Raw genomic sequence first — 17,301 nt, 5'->3', positions numbered from 1 at the left:
CGGGTTCCCGCCGGCCGATGCCGGCGGGAACCCGCGCCCCATTCTCGCTGCTGTCGTTGATCACCCGCTGTCGGTGTGGACGTGCCCACCGTGGTCGGTGCCGCTGTCGATCACCCCGCCGAGCAGCCCGTGCAGGAGGTCCTCGGTGGCGTCGGACAGCACGACCACCCATCCGTCGCCCACCAGGTACGACCCGCCGTAGTCCTTCGCCTCCGAGGTCCAGGCCTCCTGAGCACGCCGCGTGGGGAAGGTGGCGATCCAGATCTCCTCACCGCCCGAGGTGCACATGCCCTGCCGGAGGTCGGCCACGTCGGCGGTGATCTCGGCCGTGCAGCCGATCCGCCCGGCCAGCTCCTCCACCGAACGCGGGCCCGGGCGCTGCGCGGCCTGCGACGGGCCGATCAATCCGCCTGGGCCGACGAGGAGTTGGAGGATGCCGAGCAGGAGCAGGAGGACCAGCAGGGCCCACTGGACGGCGGTCCGGACGGTACGGTCGGTGCGGGGCAGGGCGGGGAGGGCGCCCCGGGCCCTCACTTGCCGGTGGCCGGCGTGCCCTGCGGATTGATGGCCGTCCACAGGTTGTTGTCCATCCCGCTTCCGAGGGCGCTACCGTAGCCCTGGTCGCCCGAATAGAGGTAGGCGGGCGTGCAGTTGATGCTCAGCTGCCACGTGCCGTCCGGCCGCTGCATCTTGCCGATCAGCTTCGGGTCCACGCCGCTGATCGCATTGGCGTCCACGGGCGGGGCGGGTGTCCAGGTCTTGATGCACTGCCCTTCGCAGTTGGAGCGCATGGGCCAGGCGGTGTCCTTGCCGAAGTGGTACAGGGTGCGGCCGTAGCCGTCCACCATGATCTTGCCGAGCTGGGGGTGGACGATGACGGAGATCTGCACCTTGACCTGGGTCTGCTGGGGCTTCTGCGGTACGGCGGCGGCCGGACTCGGGGCCGCCGTGGTCGCCGGTGCGGGAGCCGTCGGTGCCGCGGTCGTCGGTGCGGGGGTGGCCGGCGCATCGGTGGCGGCCTTCGCCTTCGTCCCGTCCGGCGCCAGGGCGAACCAAGTGCCGCCCACGCCCTGGCCCTTGGTGTCGCCGGGCACCGCGTCCTGCGCGTAGCGGTAGGCGGGCCAGCCGCCCACCGTCAGCTGGTGCGTGCCGTCGGCCCGGGCGATCTCGCCGAGCTTGCTCTGGTCGACGTCGGCGCCCGCGGTGGTGCTGGCGTTGAAGTTGAGAACCGGCGGCCAGGTGGCGGCACAGGCGTCGGCGCAGTTGGACGCCGGCGGCTTGCTGGTGTCCTTGTCGAACCGGTAGAGGGTGAAGCCCTGACTGTCCGTCAGGACGTTGCCGAGCGCGGCGTCCGGCCGGACGGCCAGCCGCCCGCCGGGGCGGTTGGCGTCGGCCGCGGCCGAGGAACCACCGTAGGAGCCGTAGTCGCCGGCCGGGGACTGCGTCGCGCCGGCCAACTGGCCGGTTCCGTAGGGCGGGTTGGAGGGACTGGCACTGCTGCTGAAGTTCCCGAGGGCGGCCATGACCACGAGGCCGGCCAGCAGGAGGCAGAGCCCTACGAGGCCGTATCGTTTCGTTGTCAAGATCTTCCTTGCCTTTCCATTCGGTGGAGCCCGAGCTTTCGAGCGGTTGCGGGGCGAGGTCGGGTGACAGGTGGGGCGAGGGCCGGGAACCGGTCGGCACTCACTGGATCCGCAGCGCCAGCGCGGGGCATCGGTCGACCGCCCGGGCGGCCTGCTGGAGCAGCTGCGGCGGGACCGGCATGACACCGGCGGCGGGGAAACCGTCCGCCCCCAGGCTGATGACCTCGGGCAGGACGCTGGTGCAGAGCCCGTGGGCCTCGCAGAGCGTCCAGTCCACGACGATGCTCCCGGCGCTCTCGACGACCGGCATCGGGAGGACGTTCAGCACGGGCCGGCCGCAGCCGTACTGGTACGAGTGCAGTTGGAGGTCCTGGTCGAAGACCTGCAACGCCGAGGCCACGAATCGGGAGGCGGCGTCGGGGTGGCTGCACGCGCCGCGCCCGATGACCGCCTTCATCCGGATCTCCAGGGCGTCCAGGGCGGCCGGGCCGCCGCCCTTCACCACCTCCTCCAGTGCTTTGACCAGGGCGGGCAGTCCGAGGTAGCACGGGCCGCACTGGCCGGCCGTCTCGTCCGCCATCCAGCGGGCGACCCGCAGTGCCTCGCCCAGCGGGCAGGTGGTGTCCGGCAGCGGCAGGATCGCGCCGGCGCCGAGCGTCCCGCCGAGGCTCTGGAAGGACTGGCGCGACACCACGGCCAGGGCGGCCGCCGCGGGGGGCAGCCAGGTGCCGTGGTAACCGCCGACCAGGACGCCCTGTCCGACGTCCAGGCCGAACATCGCCAGCAGCTGGACGAGCGGGACGCCGGTGGGCGCCTCCACCACCTGGGAGCCGGCCAGGGTCAGCAGCACCGTCCCGGGTTCCGTCGGAAGGCCGACCTCGCGGTAGGGCAACGCCCCCAGCCGGGCCGCGACCGCGAGGTGCGCGTACGTCTCGGCGTTGGACAGCAGGGTCGGCATGCCCCCGACCCCGCTGTCGCTGGTCCGCACGCCCCCGCCCCGGGGCAGGGCGATCCCGCTGCCGATGCCGCGGGCCAGCGCGCTCCCTTCGCCGGAGACGAACCGCTCGGGCAGCCGGGTGACGGTGACCGCCGGCTTGGTGGTCCTGCGTTCGGTCAGCGCCCGGCGCAGGGACTGCTCGACGTCCGCCCGGGTGACCCCGAGCACCACCTGCTCGGAGCCCAGCGCGGTGGCCGCCAGCAGCGCGCCGTCCAGCACCAGGTGCGGGGTGCGCAGCAGAAGCGCGGCGTCCTTGAGGCAACTCGGTTCTCCTTCCGTGCCGTTGACCACCACGACCGGGCGGCCCTTGCGCCGGGCGGCCGCCTTGACGACGGCCCGCAGCTTCCGCGCGAAGGGGAATCCGGCCCCGCCCCGGCCGCGCAGGTTGATGTTCTCGGCCAGGTCGGCCAGTTCCTCGGCCGGCATCGCCGGCGGACGGTCGTGAACGAGCAGGTGCGCGCGGTAGTCCAGCCGCTCGTCGTGCTCCAGGCCCGCGAACAGGACCGGTCGGCCGAGCCAGGCGATGGGTGCGCCGCTCATCGGCCGTGCCGTCGCTGAACGGATCCGACGCCGTCCGGCCGTCCGGCGGCCGGCTCGGGGCGGACCGGGACGGTGGTCCCGCGCGGTGAACCGCGGTTCTGGAAGACCAGCCGCAGCGCCAGCGCGACGATCGTGCCGGCCACCGCCACGGCGTACAGGACGGACACCCACGGGGCGGCCGGCCGGCCCGCGTTGAGCCCGTGGACCAGTGCGCCGCCCCAGGCGGGGTAGGCGCAGATGTGGACGATCCGCCACCGGCTCGTGCTACCGGTCCTGGCCAGCAGCCCGCGGGCCGCCCCGGCGATGGCCACGGCCAGCAGCAGGTAGCCGGCCGTCACGCCGAGGCCCAGGATCACCGGCCGGTGCGGGTCGGCGAACGGGACGAAGGCCGCGACCGCGCCGATCCGGCCCTGCATCAGGGTCATCCACACGTGCAGGCAGAGGAAGACCACGCCGCCGATGCCCATCGCGCGGTGGATCGCCTGCGCGGCCAGGCGGTGCACCGGGTGCAGGAACAGCCGGTCGGTCGCCGCGAGTCCCCACAGGACGGCGGCGCTGAACGAGACCAGGGCGAGCACCCCCGCGGCCGTCCCGAGGAAGGCCTGCAGCGCGCCGTTGACGATCACGGCCGCCGTGCCCAGTCCCGCCGCGAGCAGTGGGAGGTACGACCACGCCGTCCGGGAGGTGTGGGCACCGGGCTCGGTGCGGTCCCCGGTGGCCCCGGCCGCTTCCTGCTCGCTCCGGTCGCCCCGGTCGCCCCGGCCGGCGCGTTTGCGCCCTTCGGTCGGACGCCGGGATCGGTGTCCTCGCCCTGTCAACATCGCTGAGCCCTCCGGCTGGTCGTGCTGTTCCGCTCTGGTGGGGCGCCCGGGTTCCGGGCGGGCCGCGCGTGGTGCCGCGGCCCGGGCCACCGGGTTCCGCCCCGGCGGCCCGAGGGGGTCATCCGCAGCGGCGGCCCCCGTTGATGCAACTCACCACTTGGTCCATCAGGTCGCGGGTCATCACGTTGACGAAGTCCCCGTGGTCGGTGATCGGATTGTGGAGTTGCTCGGGGAAGCTGTCGACGGCGAAGCGGACACCGGACGGCACGTCGTAGGCGACGCGCTCCACGAGTTGGGGGATGACCCTGAAGTTCTTCGGGCACGCGCCGGCCTTGGAGAAGGCGGTGTGGGTGCGGTGGTTGGCGCTGTCGATGTTCCTGCCGTCCCAGCAGTCCGGGAACTTCAGGATCCGCACGACCCGGGTGCCGGCCGGGCAGATCGGGTACTTGTCGGCGAGCTGGCGGTCCTCGAACCCGGTGCAGCTCCACGAGGCGTGGGCGTTGGCGGGCCCGTTGGTGAGTGCCTTGGCGTCGCCGGTGACGATCCGGAGGAAGCGGGGCATCGCGTGGACCGCGTCCCCGTCGGTGGAGCTGTAGGTGATCCCGACCTCGGCGGGCTGCAGGATGCGGCCCTTGTTGTGGTCCCTCCCGCCGCCCGGTGCCTTGAGATCGCTCTCGACGGTGCCGTCGAGGACCCGCAGCACCGGCCAGTAGTAGGCCGACTGGTCCCCGTTGGTGCAGGTGGTGCCGGCGCCCGCGAGACCGCCGTTGGTGGAGAACGCGTCGGTGATGAGGTTCCCCACGTAGTCGTGCATGTGGTGGGCGCCGTTGCTCACCCCGGGGGCCACGATCACGTTGTCGGGGTTGAGGTGGCCGTTCTCGTTGCGTCCGCACCGTGAGGTGAAGGTGCCGGTGGCCGGCCCGGTGCGCGTGGGCCTGGCGACGTTCGGAGCCACGGAGGTGATGGCGACGAATCCGCGTCCCAGGGCGACCGGCCCGCTGTTCGGCGCCTTGCTCGGGGCGGCCGGGCCCGCCGCGTCGGGGGCGTAGTCCCGGGCGGACGCGTCGACGACCAGATCGCGCCGGATCGAGCAGTTCGCCATGCCCGAGAGGTCCGCGGGGAGCCCGGAGTCCGGTCCGGCGCTCGCCGCGAGCTTCCGCAGGCTCGCCGAGCGCTTCTTGCCCAGTTCGCTCATGACGCGTTGCTCGTCGCCCCCGGAGCCGGGCTCCCAGAGGCTGCGGTACGCGTCCGCCACCTGGGCGTCGAGGTCGGCGAGGTCGAGGTCGATGTCGGCCTGGGCGGCCTCCGGCACCGAGGCGAGGCTCGCGCCGATGTCGCCGCAGGCCACCGTGCCGAGCTGCTCGGCGGCGGCCGGCTGCGACCACCAGGGGCTCTGTCCGGCGAACGCCGCCGCGGCGAGTACGGACCCGCCGCTGACCGCCAGCACCCCGGCCAGCAGCAGGGCCGCCAACTTCCGCCTGGACGTGCCACGTTTGTGAATCCTCATCATCGCACCCTCACGGGATCGGGCCTGTCGGACAGGCCGTGGACAGCCTCTTCCGCTGTATGTGTCTAACGCTGCGTTCCACCGGGCGTCGGGGCCGGCGCCGTCGTCGGCGAGGAGGTGCCGGCCGGCGGGCCGGAGAGCTCGCCGAACTTCACCAGTCGGGTGGCCTCCAGGACCGACATGTGGTCCAGCACCGTGGAGTTGGCCATGGTCGCGAGATCGCGGACCGTGGAGTTCTGGGTGCCGGCGCGCACTTGGGCGACGACGGCGAAGACCTGGCCGTGGGCGTTGCGCAGGATGTTCGCGAACAGCCGGTCGAACTCCGCGCCCTGGGCGTCGTCCAGCTGCTTCAGCCACGCCTTCTGCTGGACGGAGGGTTCGCTCGGCACGTCCAGGCCCAGCGTCCCGGCGGTCGCCAGGACGGCGCGGTCGAGATCCGTGTGCCCGTCCACCAGGTGCCGGCCCGCGGTCCTGACCTCGGGACTGCCGCCCTTGGCGAGCGCCATCCGGCCTGCCGGGATCTCCCACAACCCGGCCAGCCTGACCCGTTTGACGAAGTCGCGGTCGAGTGGTGTCAGTGGCCCGGTCGGCGTCTGCACCGTCCCCGGCCCGTCCTGCGCCTGGGGGCTGCGGTACGAGCCGGCCGAGCGGACGACGGGCACCAGCAGGGCCGCCGCGGTGGAGATCATGGCCAGGATCACGAGCAGAGTGGCGAACGATCGCGGAAGACGGCTCACCTTGGGAATACCGTAGGGGGCATTTCCGGCGCCGCGTTTCTTCCTCGAAGATGACATCGGTTTCCTCATCACGCCGGGATGAGCGATCACGGCGGCTCGTCGACCGAACCACCTGACGACCACCCCGGTGGCCGGGTGAACACGCTCCGGACCCGCCGGCACCTCCGTGGGAGGGTTCCGTCGGGGGGTCGGACGGATTCCGTGGTCGCGGGCCCCGGTCGAACGTCATGGAATCTGGACGGTCAGGGGCGGGTACGCATCACGGAGCGTGCTGGACGGGCGTCACCTCGGCCACGGGTGTCCGGCGCGCGAGGGTGCGGGACGGAGAGTGCGCCGCCGGTCGACCGCTGGGGTGTGGGTTCGGCACCGAAGACCTCCCGGGAGCTGCCGGCCACAGGGCTGGGCCGGTCACCACGGTGAGAGGCGACAATCGGGTTTCCGTCCCGCGGCTTTGCCACTTCTTTGCTGTCCGGCACGTGTCGGTCCCGCGATCACGGGCCCCGCCCGGCCGGGCGAACGGACGACCGCACGGCCCGGGCGGCGGACGACGGGCACAGGCGATATCGGCAGGTGGTACCGGACTGTGGCGTACGCCCGGTGAGGGGTAGATTGCCCTACCGGCCGGGCCCGCGCGGCACCGTGCCACCCCTGTGTCCCACACCCTTCGGACGGCACCATGGAGCGACTCAACCTCAATCAACTAGCGATCTTCGTGAAGGTCATCGAGTGCGAGGGGTTCTCGGCCGCGAGCCGGGTCCTGTTCCTGAGCCAGTCGTCGGTGTCGAAACAGGTGCAGAACCTGGAGATGGCCCTGCGGGCCCAGCTGGTCGACCGCTCGGGCCCGAGGATCCGCCCCACTCCGGCGGGCACGGTTCTGCTGGCACAGGCCAAGGAGGTCCTCGCGCTGGCGAACCAGGCCGTCGAGGCCGTCCGGACGGCGGCGCTCGTGCGCGAGGAACCACTGCTGATCGGCAGCACCAGCACCATCAACGGGCACCTCCTGCCGGCCCTGCTGGCACTGCGGCAGCTGGAGCCCACGGCGCTCTTAGGCCTCGCCGTCAGCACGGCGGACGAACTCGCCGGGGCTCTGGAGGAGGGCAGGATCGGCATCGGGCTGACCGGCAGCCCGCTGGCTCCCGGTGGGTACGAGTCCGAGCTGCTCGCCGACGAGGAGATGCTGCTGGTCTGCGCGGCCGACCATCCGCTGGCAGGACGGGACATCACCCCCGACGACCTCGCGGGCGAGGTCTTCCTGCTGCGCGAGTGCGGATCGCAGACGCGCCGTCAGCTGACGTCCCTCCTGCGCACATGGGACCTGGCCGAGGCCCGGACCCTCGACCTGTGGGGCACGGAGGGCATCAAGCAGGCCGTCCGGATCGGCCTGGGCGTGGGACTGCTGCCGCGCCGGTCCGTCCGACGGGAACTCCTGCACGGCGTGCTCGCCGAGCTGGCGGTCCGCCCGGCCCCCGAGCGTCGGCCGGTGACCGCGAGCTGGACCCTGGCCCGCCCGCTGACGGAGCACGAGCAACTGCTGCTCCCGATCCTGCGGTGGGCCGCCCGGGCGCCGGTCGGGTCCGACATCCCGCTGCCGCGTCGGCCCCGGGAGTAGGGGCGCAGCCGAGGGCCGGCACGCCGGTCCGCCGGAGGGAGGAGGGCGGGCGGGACCGTGGTACCGGGTCCGGGCCGGGGCGGGAGCCCGGTCCTCGTGCCGTCGGGCGATGCCGGGGCCGGGGCCCGCTCCCTAGGGTCGAGCACGTGACCAGCGCGGTCCGCCCGCCGGGCGGGCACCGCCGTCACCCTCGTTCCCCCCTCACTGCGCGCCCTCGTCGCGCCGTACCCAAGGAGCTTCCGCATGGCCGCGCGCCTTTCCCGCCGACGTCACGGCTTCCGTACCACCGCCAAGGGCACCCACGCCCTCGCCCTGCTGCTCGCGGCGGCCGCCGCCCTCGGCACGGCCGGTGCGTTCCCGGCCTCGGCGGCGCCGGCCTCCGGGGCGAAGGACACCGTACGGACCGGGCTGGAACGACTGGTGACGGCGGACCACTACCCCGCCGCGCTGGCCTCGGTCGTCGACCCCGGTGGCCGCACCCGCACCTACACCGCGGGCGTCGCGGACCTCCGCACCGGGGCGAAGGTGCCGGTGGACGGGCAGGTGCGCGCGGGCAGCAACACCAAGACCTTCGTCGCCGCGGTCGTCCTGCAACTGGTCGGCGAGGGCAGGGTCGAACTCGACGCCCCCGTCGAGCGCTACCTGCCCGGACTGGTTCGCGGCGAGGGCATCGACGGCAATGCCATGACGGTCCGTCACATTCTCCAGCACACCAGCGGATTGCCCAACTACACCGAGTTCATCATCGAGAACGTCTTCGGCGAGGACCGCCACCGTTACTACCAGCCCCGCGAGCTCCTCGACCTCGCGTTCGCCCACAAGGCGCTCTTCGCCCCCGGCACCGACTGGTCGTACAGCAACACCAACTACGTCCTCGCCGGCCTGCTGGTCGAGAAGATCACCGGCCGTCCGCTCGCCGAACAGCTGACCAAGCGGGTGATCGACCGCCTCGGGCTGCGCCACACCTACTTCCCGCCGGTGGGCGACGAGGGCATCCGGGAGCCCCACCCCCGGGGCTACCACGCCTCCGGGCCGGGCGGCGCGCTCGAAGACGTCACCGAGCTGGACCCGTCCTGGGGCTGGGCGGCCGGCCAACTGGTCTCCACCCCGAGCGACCTCACCCGGTTCTTCTCCGCCCTGATGGGCGGCAAGCTGCTGCCGCCCGCCCAGCTCGCCCAGATGCGGACCACGGTCAGGATGCCCGACCACCCGGAGTCGGTGCCCGGCCAGCAGTACGGCCTCGGGCTCATCCGCACACCGCTGAGCTGCGGCAAGGTGGCCTGGGGACACGGCGGCTCCATCCCCGGCTTCCACACCCTCCCCGGCGTGACCGAGGACGGCCGGGCCACCACCATCGCCGTCACCGCGAACATCGCCCCCGGCCCGCAGGCCTTCTCGCACGTGGAGGCCCTGTTCGACGCGACCCTCTGCGCCAAGTGACGTCCGGAGCGGCCGGAGGACGGCTCCGGAGGTCGAAGGGCTTACGGATCGCTGACACGCGCCCGCTTCGGCGCTCCCACGGGCAGGTCCGCGGGTAGCGTCGCCGGTCATGAGGATTCTGGTCACCGGCGGCGCCGGGTTCATCGGTTCGGCGGTCGTGCGCGCCCTGGTCACCGCGGGCCACGAGGTCCGCGTGCTCGACGCGTTGCTGCCCGCGGTCCACCCGTCGGGGGCCGCGCCCGACCTGCCGGCCGGCGTCGAGTTCCGCCGCGGCGACGTCCGGGACGCGCCGGCGGTGGCGCAGGCGCTGGCCGGGGTGGACGCGGTCTGCCACCAGGCGGCGATGGTCGGGCTCGGTCTGGACCTCGACGACGCGCCCGACTACGTCGGCTGCAACGACCTCGGCACCGCCGTCCTGCTCTCCGCGATGGCCCGTGGTGGGGTGCGGAACCTGGTGCTGGCCGGGTCGATGGTGGTCTACGGGGAGGGCCGGTACGTCTGTTCCGCGCACGGGAACGTGGCGCCCGGGCCGCGGCGCCCGGACGATCTCGACGCCGGCCGGTTCGAACCGCCCTGCCCGGTCTGCGGCGACGCCTTGCGGCCGGGGACGGTCACCGAGGACGCCCCGGCCGACCCGCGCAACGTGTACGCCGCGACCAAGCTCGCGCAGGAGCACCTGGCGTCGGCCTGGGCCCGCGCGAGCGGCGGGGCCGTGCTGGCGCTGCGCTACCACAACGTCTACGGCCCGGGCATGCCGCGCGACACCCCGTACGCCGGGGTCGCCTCGCTGTTCCGGTCCGCGCTCGCCCGCGGCGAGGCGCCCCGGGTGTTCGAGGACGGCGGCCAGCGCCGGGACTTCGTCCACGTCGAGGACGTGGCGGCGGCCAACCTGGCCGCGCTGGAGTCCGTCGGCGGCCGACTGCCGGGCAGTGCACGGGCGTACAACGTCGGCAGCGGCGAGGTGCGCACGGTCGGGGAGATGGCACGGGCGCTGGCCGACGCCCACGGCGGGCCGGTGCCGGTGGTGACCGGGCAGTACCGGCTCGGGGACGTCCGGCACATCACCGCCGACTCCTCCAGGCTCCGGGCCGAACTGGGGTGGCGGGCCCGGGTGCCCTTCCGGGCCGGGATGGCCGAGTTCGCCGCCGCGCCCCAGCGGGCCTGACCGGGCCCCGGCCCCGGCCACCGAGGTCGGGTCCGGGGCCCGGGCCGGACGCGCGCTAGCCGGGCGCCGCCGGGAGCGCGATCTCGAAGCAGCAGCCCCCGGTGACGTTGTGCACCCGGGCGCGACCGGCGTGCGCCTCGACGATGCCGCGGACGATGGCCAGCCCAAGCCCGGCACCGCTGTCCCCGCCCTCACCCCGCTCGCCGGGATCGCGCCGCGGGGTACGGGCGGCGCTGCCGCGCCAGCCGGTCTCGAACACCCGGGAGAGGTCCTGTTCCGGGATGCCGCCGCAGCCGTCGGTGACCGACAGCACCACCTCGTCCACCTCGCGGCGGGCGGAGACGGCGACCACGCCGTCCTCGGGCGTCGAGCGGATCGCGTTGACCAGCAGGTTGCCGAGCACCCGGGTGATCTCACGGCTGTCCACCTCGACCGGCTCGGCGGCGACCTGACGGCCCTCCAGCCGGACGCCGCGCTGCCGGGCCAGCGGGTGCGCGCCGGCCAGCGCGTCGTCGACCAGGTCGTAGACGGACACCCGGGAGAGCGACAGGGACAGTGCGCCGGCCTGGATCCGGGAGAGCTCGAAGAGGTCGTCGACCATCCCGGTGAGCCGCTCCACCTCGGCCCGGATCCGCTTGAGGTAGTGCTCCGGGTGCTCGGCCACGCCGTCCTCCAGCGCCTCGGCCATGGCGCGCAGCCCGGCCAGCGGGGTGCGCAGGTCGTGGGAGATCCAGGCGATCAGCTCGCGCCGCGAGGCGTCCAGGGCCTGCGCCCGGGCGCGCGACTCGGCGAGCCGAACGCTGGTGGCGGCGAGTTCCTGGCTGAGCTGGGCCAGTTCGAGCCCGAGCGGGTGCGCCGGTGCGGTGAAGCCGGTGTCGCTTCCGACGGTGCGCGCGGCCTCGGTGAGGGCCCGGCTGCCGGCGACGACCTGGCGGCCGAGCAGCGCGGCCGTGAGCAGCGACACCACGGAGGCCATCCCGAGCACGGTGATCACCACGCCGAGGTCGTGTCCGGAGAGGAACATCGCCTGGGCGACGGCGAACGTCCCGGAGGTGACCGCGAGGACGGTCACGACGGCGACGCAGAAGAGTGAGAGCGCCATCGAGCGGCGGCGCAGCAGCCGCACCGCCACCCAGCCGAGCAGGCCGGCGCCGGCGGCGCCGAGCCCCGCGAACAGGGCGATCAGCAGGAGGTCCTTCACGCCGGCCCGTCCTTCTCGTTCGTCGTCGGGTCGTAGCGGTAGCCGACGCCCCAGACCGTGGTGATCAGCGTGGGGGCGGCGGGGTCGTCCTCGATCTTCTCGCGCAGCCGGCGGACGTGGACGGTGACGGTGGACAGGTCGCCGAAGTCCCAGCCCCAGACCCGCTGCATCAGCTCCTGCCGGGAGAAGACCGTCCGGGGGTGCCGGAGCAGGAAGGCGAGCAGGTCGAACTCCCGCAGGGTGAGGAGGAGTTCGCCACCTTCGCGGTGGGCCCGGCGGGCCTGCGGGTCGAGCGTGATGTCCCCGGACACCAGCGGCCCGGGGGACGGCGCCGTGGGCACGGCGCGGGAGCGGCGCAGCACGGACTGGACGCGCAGGACGAGTTCCCTCGGGCTGAACGGCTTGGTGACGTAATCGTCCGCGCCCAGTTCCAGGCCGAGGATGCGGTCGGCCTCGTCGCCCTTGGCGGTGAGCATGACCACCGGGAGGTCGGCGCCGTTCTCGGTGGCGCGCAGCCTGCGCAGGATCTCCAGGCCGTCGATCCCGGGGAGCATGAGGTCCAGGACCAGCAGGTCGGGGCGGTGGCTGCGGGCCAGGTCGAGGCCCTGGTGACCGTCGCAGGCCCGGTCGACGCGGTGGCCGGCCCTGGTCAGGTAGCCGGCGACGACCTCGCCCACGGTGAGGTCGTCGTCGATCACCAGGATGCGGGCGGGGTCGGGTGGTGCGGCGGAAGCGGGGCTCTCGTTCACCTCGCCGAGGATACGAGCCGCGACCGCGGGCCGGTGCCGCGACGGGGTTCACGTTCGGATTCCGTAAGATCGCGGCCGGGCCCGGCCGCGTGCCGGCGATCCGCCGTAGGACTTTCGTAAGGCCGCGGTTCGGCCGCCTCCGGGCAGCCCGCCGTTAGCGTGGCCGACGTGATCTCTCCGACTCTCCCCCCGCCGTGTGCCGATGTGATCCTGCCCTGCCTCGACGAGGCCGAGGCCCTGCCCTGGGTGCTGGGGCGCGTCCCCCCGGGCTGGCGGGCGATCGTCGTGGACAACGGGTCCCGCGACGGCTCGGCCGAGCTGGCGCGCTCGCTGGGCGCGACCGTCGTCGAGGAGCCGCGGCGCGGTTTCGGCGCCGCGTGCCACGCCGGGCTGCTCGCCGCCACCGCCGATCTGGTCTGCTTCCTGGACTGCGACGGCTCGCTGGATCCCGCCCAGCTGCCGCGCGTCACCGCGCCGGTCCTCGCGGACACGGCGGACCTGGTGCTCGGCCGCCGCCGCCCGGCGAGCGCCGGGGCCTGGCCGCTGCACGCCCGCCTGGCCAACGCCGCCCTGGCCCGCCGGCTGCGGGCGAGGACGGGGGCGCCGCTGCACGACCTCGGGCCGATGCGCGCCGCCCGCCGTGAGCGGCTGCTGGCCCTGGGCCTGGGCGATCGCCGCTCCGGCTACCCGCTGGAGATGGTGCTCGCCGCCTCGGCGGCGGGGATGCGGATCGCCGAGACACCCGTGGACTACCTGCCGCGGACGGGCCGTTCCAAGGTGACCGGTACCGTGCGCGGCACCCGGCAGGCCGTCCGCGACATGCGGGCGGTGCTGGCCGCGCCGCCGCCGACCCTGCTGGTGATCGCCAAGTCGCCCGTCCCCGGGCGGGTGAAGACCCGCCTGACCCCGCCCTGCACGCCCGAGCAGGCCGCGCGACTGGCCGAGGCCGCGCTCGCCGACACCCTCGCCACCCTCGACCGGGTACCGGCCGGGCGGCGGCTGCTCGTCCTGGACGGCGAGGCCGGCCGCTGGCTCCCGCCGGGCTGGCAGGTCGTGCCGCAGCGTGGCGGCGGGCTGGACGAACGGCTGGCGGCCGCCTTCGCGCACGCCGCCGGGACCGCCCCGCAGGCGCCCGCGCTACTGGTCGGCATGGACACCCCGCAGGTGGCGGCCGCCCTGCTCGCCGAGCCGCTGTCGCCGGTGCGCCGCCAGGGCGTCGACGCCTGGTACGGGCCGGCCGAGGACGGCGGATTCTGGGCCCTCGGGCTGGCCCGGCCCACCGGGGAGCTGGCCAGGCGGCTGCTGCTGGGCCTGCCGATGTCCACGCCGCGGACCGGCCAGGCCCTGCTCGACCGGCTGGTGGCTGAGCAGTTGACGGTCCATCAGCTCCCGGTGGTGACCGACGTGGACACCATCCGGGACGCGCGCCTGGTCGCCGCCGAGGCTCCGCACAGCAGGTTCGCGGCCTGTCTGCGCTCGATCGAGCCCGCCACCGAGGTGACGCGGTGACCGTCGTCACCGGAGCGTGGGTGGACGACCCGTTCGCCGAGGCCGTCCTCGCCGGCCGGGGCCCGCTGTGGCTGCGGCGCGAGGACGGCCACCGGATCCCGCTCGACGTCGAACGCTGGTGCGCACCCGCCGCCGGCGCGGATCACGGCCTGTTGCTGCGCTGCACCCGGCTGACCGCGCCGGTGGTCGACCTCGGCTGCGGGCCCGGCCGCCTCGTCGCGGCCCTGCTGGGCCTCGGCGTGCCCGCCCTCGGCGTCGACATCACCGGCGCCGCGGTGGACCGGACCAGGAGCCTCGGCGGGCCCGCCCTGTGCCGCTCGGTGTTCGACCGGCTGCCCGCCGAGGGCCGCTGGGGCGGCGCGCTCCTCGCCGACGGCAACCTCGGCATCGGCGGGGACCCGGGGCTGCTGCTCGGGCGGAGCGCCGAACTCCTGGCGCCGGAAGGCGTGTTGCTGGTCGAGGTGGACCCGCAGGAGCTCGACGAGCGGATCACCGTCCGGGTGGAGGGGCGCGACGGGCGGCTCGGGCCACCGTTCCCCTGGGCCCGCAGCGGCGCCGCGGCCACCGCCCGTCGGGCCGAGCGGGCCGGGCTGGTCGAGACCGAGCGCTGGTCCTCCCACGGCCGCCGCTTCCTCGCCTTCAGGAGGGCCGCCCGTCCTCGGTGACGGGCACCGCCTCCTCGGCCCCGGCCGGGGAGGCGTTCGGCCACAGCGGGTGCTCGCGCTCGGCCCACAGCGGGTGCTCGCGCTCGGCCCAGCGCCGGTCGACCAGTCCGGTCCGCATCCCGCGCCGGGCCTCGGGATCCCGGAGCGCCATCCGGACGTGCCCGGCGGTCACCACGGCGACGGCCGCCGCGAGCCAGTCGTGGACGAAGGTCGCGCCGGTCCGCCAGGCCGGCGGCGCCAGGTGGGTCAGCCACATCAGCAGGCCCGTCCCGAGGATCACCGCCATCGCGCCCAGCGTCCACTGGGCGTACAGCTTCTGCCCGGCGTTGAACTTCCCCGCCGGCCGGTACGCGGCGCGGGCCCGGACCGCCCGGAGCCAGGCCCAATCGACCGGGTGGAAGCGGCTCAGCCTCGACACGTCCGCCCGCACCGCCCGGAAGGCCAGTCCGAGCAGCAGGGGCACCGGCAGCGCCAGCCCGCACCACACGTGCACGGTGACCACCAGCCTTCGGCGGCCCACCAGTTCGGCCAGCGGCGCCAGGTAGAGGCAGGCGGCGGTGGCCAGGCAGGTCAGCATCAGGGCGGCGGTGGCACGGTGCACCCAGCGCTCGGCGCGGCTGAAGCGGAGCAGCAGCTCAGGCGGTCGGTTCATCGTCACGTCCGTTCGACCGGCCGACCCAGGCGTCGACGTCATAACCGAGCTGCTCCCAGTACCCCGGCTCCACCCTGTCGGTCACGGTGATCCCCGACAGCCACTTCGCCGACTTGTAGAAGTACATCGGCGCCACGTACAGGCGCACCGGCCCGCCGTGGGAGTGGGAGATCGGGGCGTCCTGGAGCCTGAGCGCGACCACCACGTCGTCGCGTCGGGCCTGCTCCAGGGTGAGGCTCTCGGTGTACTCGCCGTCGAAGCAGCTGAACCGCACCGCCCGGGCGCCCGCGGTGACGCCGGCGGCTTCGAGCAGGTGCGCGAGCGGCACGCCCTCGAACGGGGTGTTCGGCACCCGCCAGCCGGTCACGCACTGCACGTCCCGCACGATCCGGCGCTGGGGCATCGCCCGGAGGTCGGCCAGGCGGTAGCTCCCGGGGCGTTCCACCAGCCCGTCCACCGTCAGGGTGTACGTGTCCGGGCCGCGCGCCGGCACCGAGGAGACCACGGAGTAGTACCGGAAGCCGCCGCCTCCCGGCAGCAGGCCGGTGAGGCCCGTCGGGTCCTTGCCGGCCACGGTGTCCTGGGCCCGTTGGAGGTAGGGGCCGGCTGCCACGCCGACGGCGCCGAGGCCGAGCATCCCCAGCACCACCCGGCGGCCGACCGGCGCTCCCCGGCCCTCTTCGATCTCTTCGCTCACGTCGCCGATTCGACCAGCCGAACGGCGAAACGGCCAGCGCCTGCGCCGACCCGTCAGACTTCCGTCACTTCTGACCGCCCACCGCCACGACCACCCGCCCCGCGAGGCGCTGCCGCAGCAAGGGGACCAGGAGGACGACGCACAGCGCCGTCCCGTACGCGAGCTGCTGCGCGGTCGGCCCTCCGGTCAGGTAGAGCGCCTGCCCGGCGGCCGGGACGGCCAGCCACTCCCAGCGGCCGTCGAGCGCGACCAACGCGACCACCAGCAGTCCGTACCAGGGGTAGGCGGGCGCGACCAGCAGCAGCGCCGTGCCCGTCACCAGGAGCGCGCCGGCCCACGGCCGGTGCGGGTCGCCCCGGCGGAGCACCCGGAGCACCACGGCGGCGAGGGCAAGCGCCGCCGCCCACGGCGCGAGGCGGTCCGGCAGCACCAGCCGCAGCAGCCCGAACCGGTCGATGTGCCCCTGCTCGTAGCCCTCCTCGCGCAGGTAGCCCGGCAGATAGCCCAGGACGGAGGTGCCCGAGACCGCGACGTACGGCAGGTAGGCCAGGGCGAAGGCGCCGAGCGCGGACCCGACGAGCAGAACGTCGTGCCGGGTCGGGCGCCGGGCCAGGAGACCCGAGAGCGCGCCGGGAAGGGCGAGGGCCGGGAGCAGCTTGGTCGCGACGGCGCCGCCCAGCAGGAGTCCCCCGCCGACCGCTCGCCCCCGCGCCGCGCAGCCGAGCCCGGCGACCGTCAGCAGGGCGCCGAGCGTGTCCACGTGCGCGTCGTTGACGGCCCACACGGTCACGCCCGGGAACCACCCCCACAGCGCGGCCCGCCAGGGATCCCGCCGCAGCCCCAGCAGGAGGGCGGTGGTCGCCACCGCCAGCACCGCCCCGCCGGCCTGCACCCCGCGGACCCCGCCGCCGAACGGGTGCACCGCGAGGAACCACGCCTGCGCCACCGGCGGGTAGATGGTGTGCACGGCCGGCCGGTTGATCCGGGTGCAGTCCCCGGCCGCGGTGCGCCGCTCGTCCCAGGCCGTGCAGCCGTCGCCGACCGGGAAGAGCACCGGATCGCGCAGCCGGGCCAGCGCCGGATCGTCCGGGGTGTGCGCGTAGGGCGAGGTCCCGGCCGCCTGGACCCGGCCGTCCCAGACGTAGCGGTAGGCGTCGTCGCTGGTGCGCGGCGGCGCCAGGAGCCCGACGGCGGCCACGGCGACGCTGCCGGCCAGGAGCAGCGGCACGGCCTGCCGGCGCGGCACCCTGCGCAGCAGCGGCACCGCGACGGCGAACAGGGCGGTATCCAGGAGGTACCAGCCGTGGAGCGGCAGCGCGCCGCTCTCGGCGACGGTCAGCGCCAGGGCCGTGACCAGCGCGGCAAGGGCCAGGAGGCAGGGCGGGACGGTACGGGAGATCACGTCGCCCACCCTCCCACCGGCTTCCCT

16 protein-coding genes and 1 pseudogene are annotated in these 17,301 nt (G+C 74.5%); 6 read left to right on the top strand and 11 right to left on the bottom strand.

What is annotated here, in order from left to right; genetic code table 11:
• Window positions 1-60: 60 nt before the first annotated feature.
• The 6 genes from ACWDRR_RS38760 to ACWDRR_RS38735 form a co-directional block, all read right to left on the bottom strand.
• Window positions 61-534, bottom strand: coding sequence for a hypothetical protein (locus ACWDRR_RS38760; RefSeq protein WP_449776989.1), 474 nt, complete (start codon window positions 532-534; stop codon window positions 61-63).
• Window positions 531-1,583 (bottom strand): SCO0930 family lipoprotein, encoded by a 1,053-nt coding sequence (locus ACWDRR_RS38755; protein WP_449776988.1) that lies wholly within the window; start codon window positions 1,581-1,583, stop codon window positions 531-533. The genes ACWDRR_RS38760 and ACWDRR_RS38755 overlap by 4 nt, the downstream gene beginning before the upstream one ends.
• Before the next feature lie 100 nt (window positions 1,584-1,683).
• Window positions 1,684-3,120 carry an NADH-ubiquinone oxidoreductase-F iron-sulfur binding region domain-containing protein gene (locus ACWDRR_RS38750; protein ID WP_449776987.1) on the bottom strand — a complete coding sequence of 479 codons (1,437 nt, stop codon included), beginning with the start codon at window positions 3,118-3,120 and terminating at the stop codon, window positions 1,684-1,686.
• The gene (locus tag ACWDRR_RS38745) at window positions 3,117-3,941 is read right to left on the bottom strand and encodes a hypothetical protein (RefSeq protein ID WP_449776986.1); all 825 of its coding nucleotides are present in this window, start codon (window positions 3,939-3,941) and stop codon (window positions 3,117-3,119) included. The genes ACWDRR_RS38750 and ACWDRR_RS38745 overlap by 4 nt, the downstream gene beginning before the upstream one ends.
• Before the next feature lie 118 nt (window positions 3,942-4,059).
• Entirely contained in the window at window positions 4,060-5,448 is a 1,389-nt protein-coding gene (locus ACWDRR_RS38740) for a DUF1996 domain-containing protein (protein ID WP_449776985.1), read from the bottom strand.
• 65 nt (window positions 5,449-5,513) lie between these two features.
• The gene (locus tag ACWDRR_RS38735; protein WP_449776984.1) at window positions 5,514-6,185 is read right to left on the bottom strand and encodes a DUF4142 domain-containing protein; all 672 of its coding nucleotides are present in this window, start codon (window positions 6,183-6,185) and stop codon (window positions 5,514-5,516) included.
• A 676-nt stretch (window positions 6,186-6,861) separates the two neighbouring features.
• Between ACWDRR_RS38735 and ACWDRR_RS38730 the strand changes: the two genes are divergently transcribed.
• From ACWDRR_RS38730 to ACWDRR_RS38720, 3 genes are all read left to right on the top strand, one after another.
• A complete protein-coding gene (locus tag ACWDRR_RS38730) occupies window positions 6,862-7,794 on the top strand; it encodes a LysR family transcriptional regulator (protein WP_449776983.1) in 933 nt (310 codons plus the stop codon).
• 243 nt (window positions 7,795-8,037) lie between these two features.
• Window positions 8,038-9,234, top strand: a complete 1,197-nt coding sequence (locus ACWDRR_RS38725; RefSeq protein ID WP_449776982.1) for a serine hydrolase domain-containing protein — start codon at window positions 8,038-8,040, stop codon at window positions 9,232-9,234.
• Window positions 9,235-9,343: 109 nt separating this feature from the next.
• Window positions 9,344-10,399, top strand: coding sequence for an NAD-dependent epimerase/dehydratase family protein (locus ACWDRR_RS38720; protein ID WP_449776981.1), 1,056 nt, complete (start codon window positions 9,344-9,346; stop codon window positions 10,397-10,399).
• Between the two features lie 55 nt (window positions 10,400-10,454).
• Here ACWDRR_RS38720 and ACWDRR_RS38715 read toward each other — a convergent pair whose 3' ends face one another.
• Entirely contained in the window at window positions 10,455-11,600 is a 1,146-nt protein-coding gene (locus ACWDRR_RS38715; protein ID WP_449776980.1) for a sensor histidine kinase, read from the bottom strand.
• The gene (locus tag ACWDRR_RS38710; protein ID WP_449776979.1) at window positions 11,597-12,349 is read right to left on the bottom strand and encodes a response regulator transcription factor; all 753 of its coding nucleotides are present in this window, start codon (window positions 12,347-12,349) and stop codon (window positions 11,597-11,599) included. The genes ACWDRR_RS38715 and ACWDRR_RS38710 overlap by 4 nt, the downstream gene beginning before the upstream one ends.
• Before the next feature lie 171 nt (window positions 12,350-12,520).
• Between ACWDRR_RS38710 and ACWDRR_RS38705 the strand changes: the two are divergent.
• The 3 genes and pseudogenes from ACWDRR_RS38705 to ACWDRR_RS38695 all read left to right on the top strand — a co-directional run.
• Window positions 12,521-13,228: pseudogene (locus tag ACWDRR_RS38705) on the top strand (glycosyltransferase family 2 protein); the annotation flags it as partial.
• Window positions 13,208-13,858 carry a TIGR04282 family arsenosugar biosynthesis glycosyltransferase gene (locus ACWDRR_RS38700; protein ID WP_449776992.1) on the top strand — a complete coding sequence of 217 codons (651 nt, stop codon included), beginning with the start codon at window positions 13,208-13,210 and terminating at the stop codon, window positions 13,856-13,858. The pseudogene ACWDRR_RS38705 and the gene ACWDRR_RS38700, both read left to right, overlap by 21 nt.
• Entirely contained in the window at window positions 13,855-14,523 is a 669-nt protein-coding gene (locus ACWDRR_RS38695; RefSeq protein ID WP_449776978.1) for an SAM-dependent methyltransferase, read from the top strand. Before ACWDRR_RS38700 ends, ACWDRR_RS38695 begins: the two co-directional genes overlap by 4 nt.
• Here the strand turns inward: ACWDRR_RS38695 and ACWDRR_RS38690 are convergent.
• The 3 genes from ACWDRR_RS38690 to ACWDRR_RS38680 form a co-directional block, all read right to left on the bottom strand.
• A complete protein-coding gene (locus tag ACWDRR_RS38690; RefSeq protein ID WP_449776977.1) occupies window positions 14,498-15,175 on the bottom strand; it encodes a cytochrome b/b6 domain-containing protein in 678 nt (225 codons plus the stop codon). The genes ACWDRR_RS38695 and ACWDRR_RS38690 overlap by 26 nt on opposite strands.
• Window positions 15,159-15,812 (bottom strand): molybdopterin-dependent oxidoreductase, encoded by a 654-nt coding sequence (locus ACWDRR_RS38685; protein ID WP_449776991.1) that lies wholly within the window; start codon window positions 15,810-15,812, stop codon window positions 15,159-15,161. The genes ACWDRR_RS38690 and ACWDRR_RS38685 overlap by 17 nt, the downstream gene beginning before the upstream one ends.
• Window positions 15,813-15,936: 124 nt before the next feature.
• Window positions 15,937-17,274, bottom strand: coding sequence for a glycosyltransferase 87 family protein (locus tag ACWDRR_RS38680; protein ID WP_449776976.1), 1,338 nt, complete (start codon window positions 17,272-17,274; stop codon window positions 15,937-15,939).
• Window positions 17,275-17,301: the final 27 nt, after the last annotated feature.

Source organism: Kitasatospora sp. NPDC003701 (assembly GCF_053587085.1).
The sequence above is the reverse complement of the archived record's forward strand: the minus strand, read 5'-3'. Positions and strand labels throughout refer to the sequence as shown.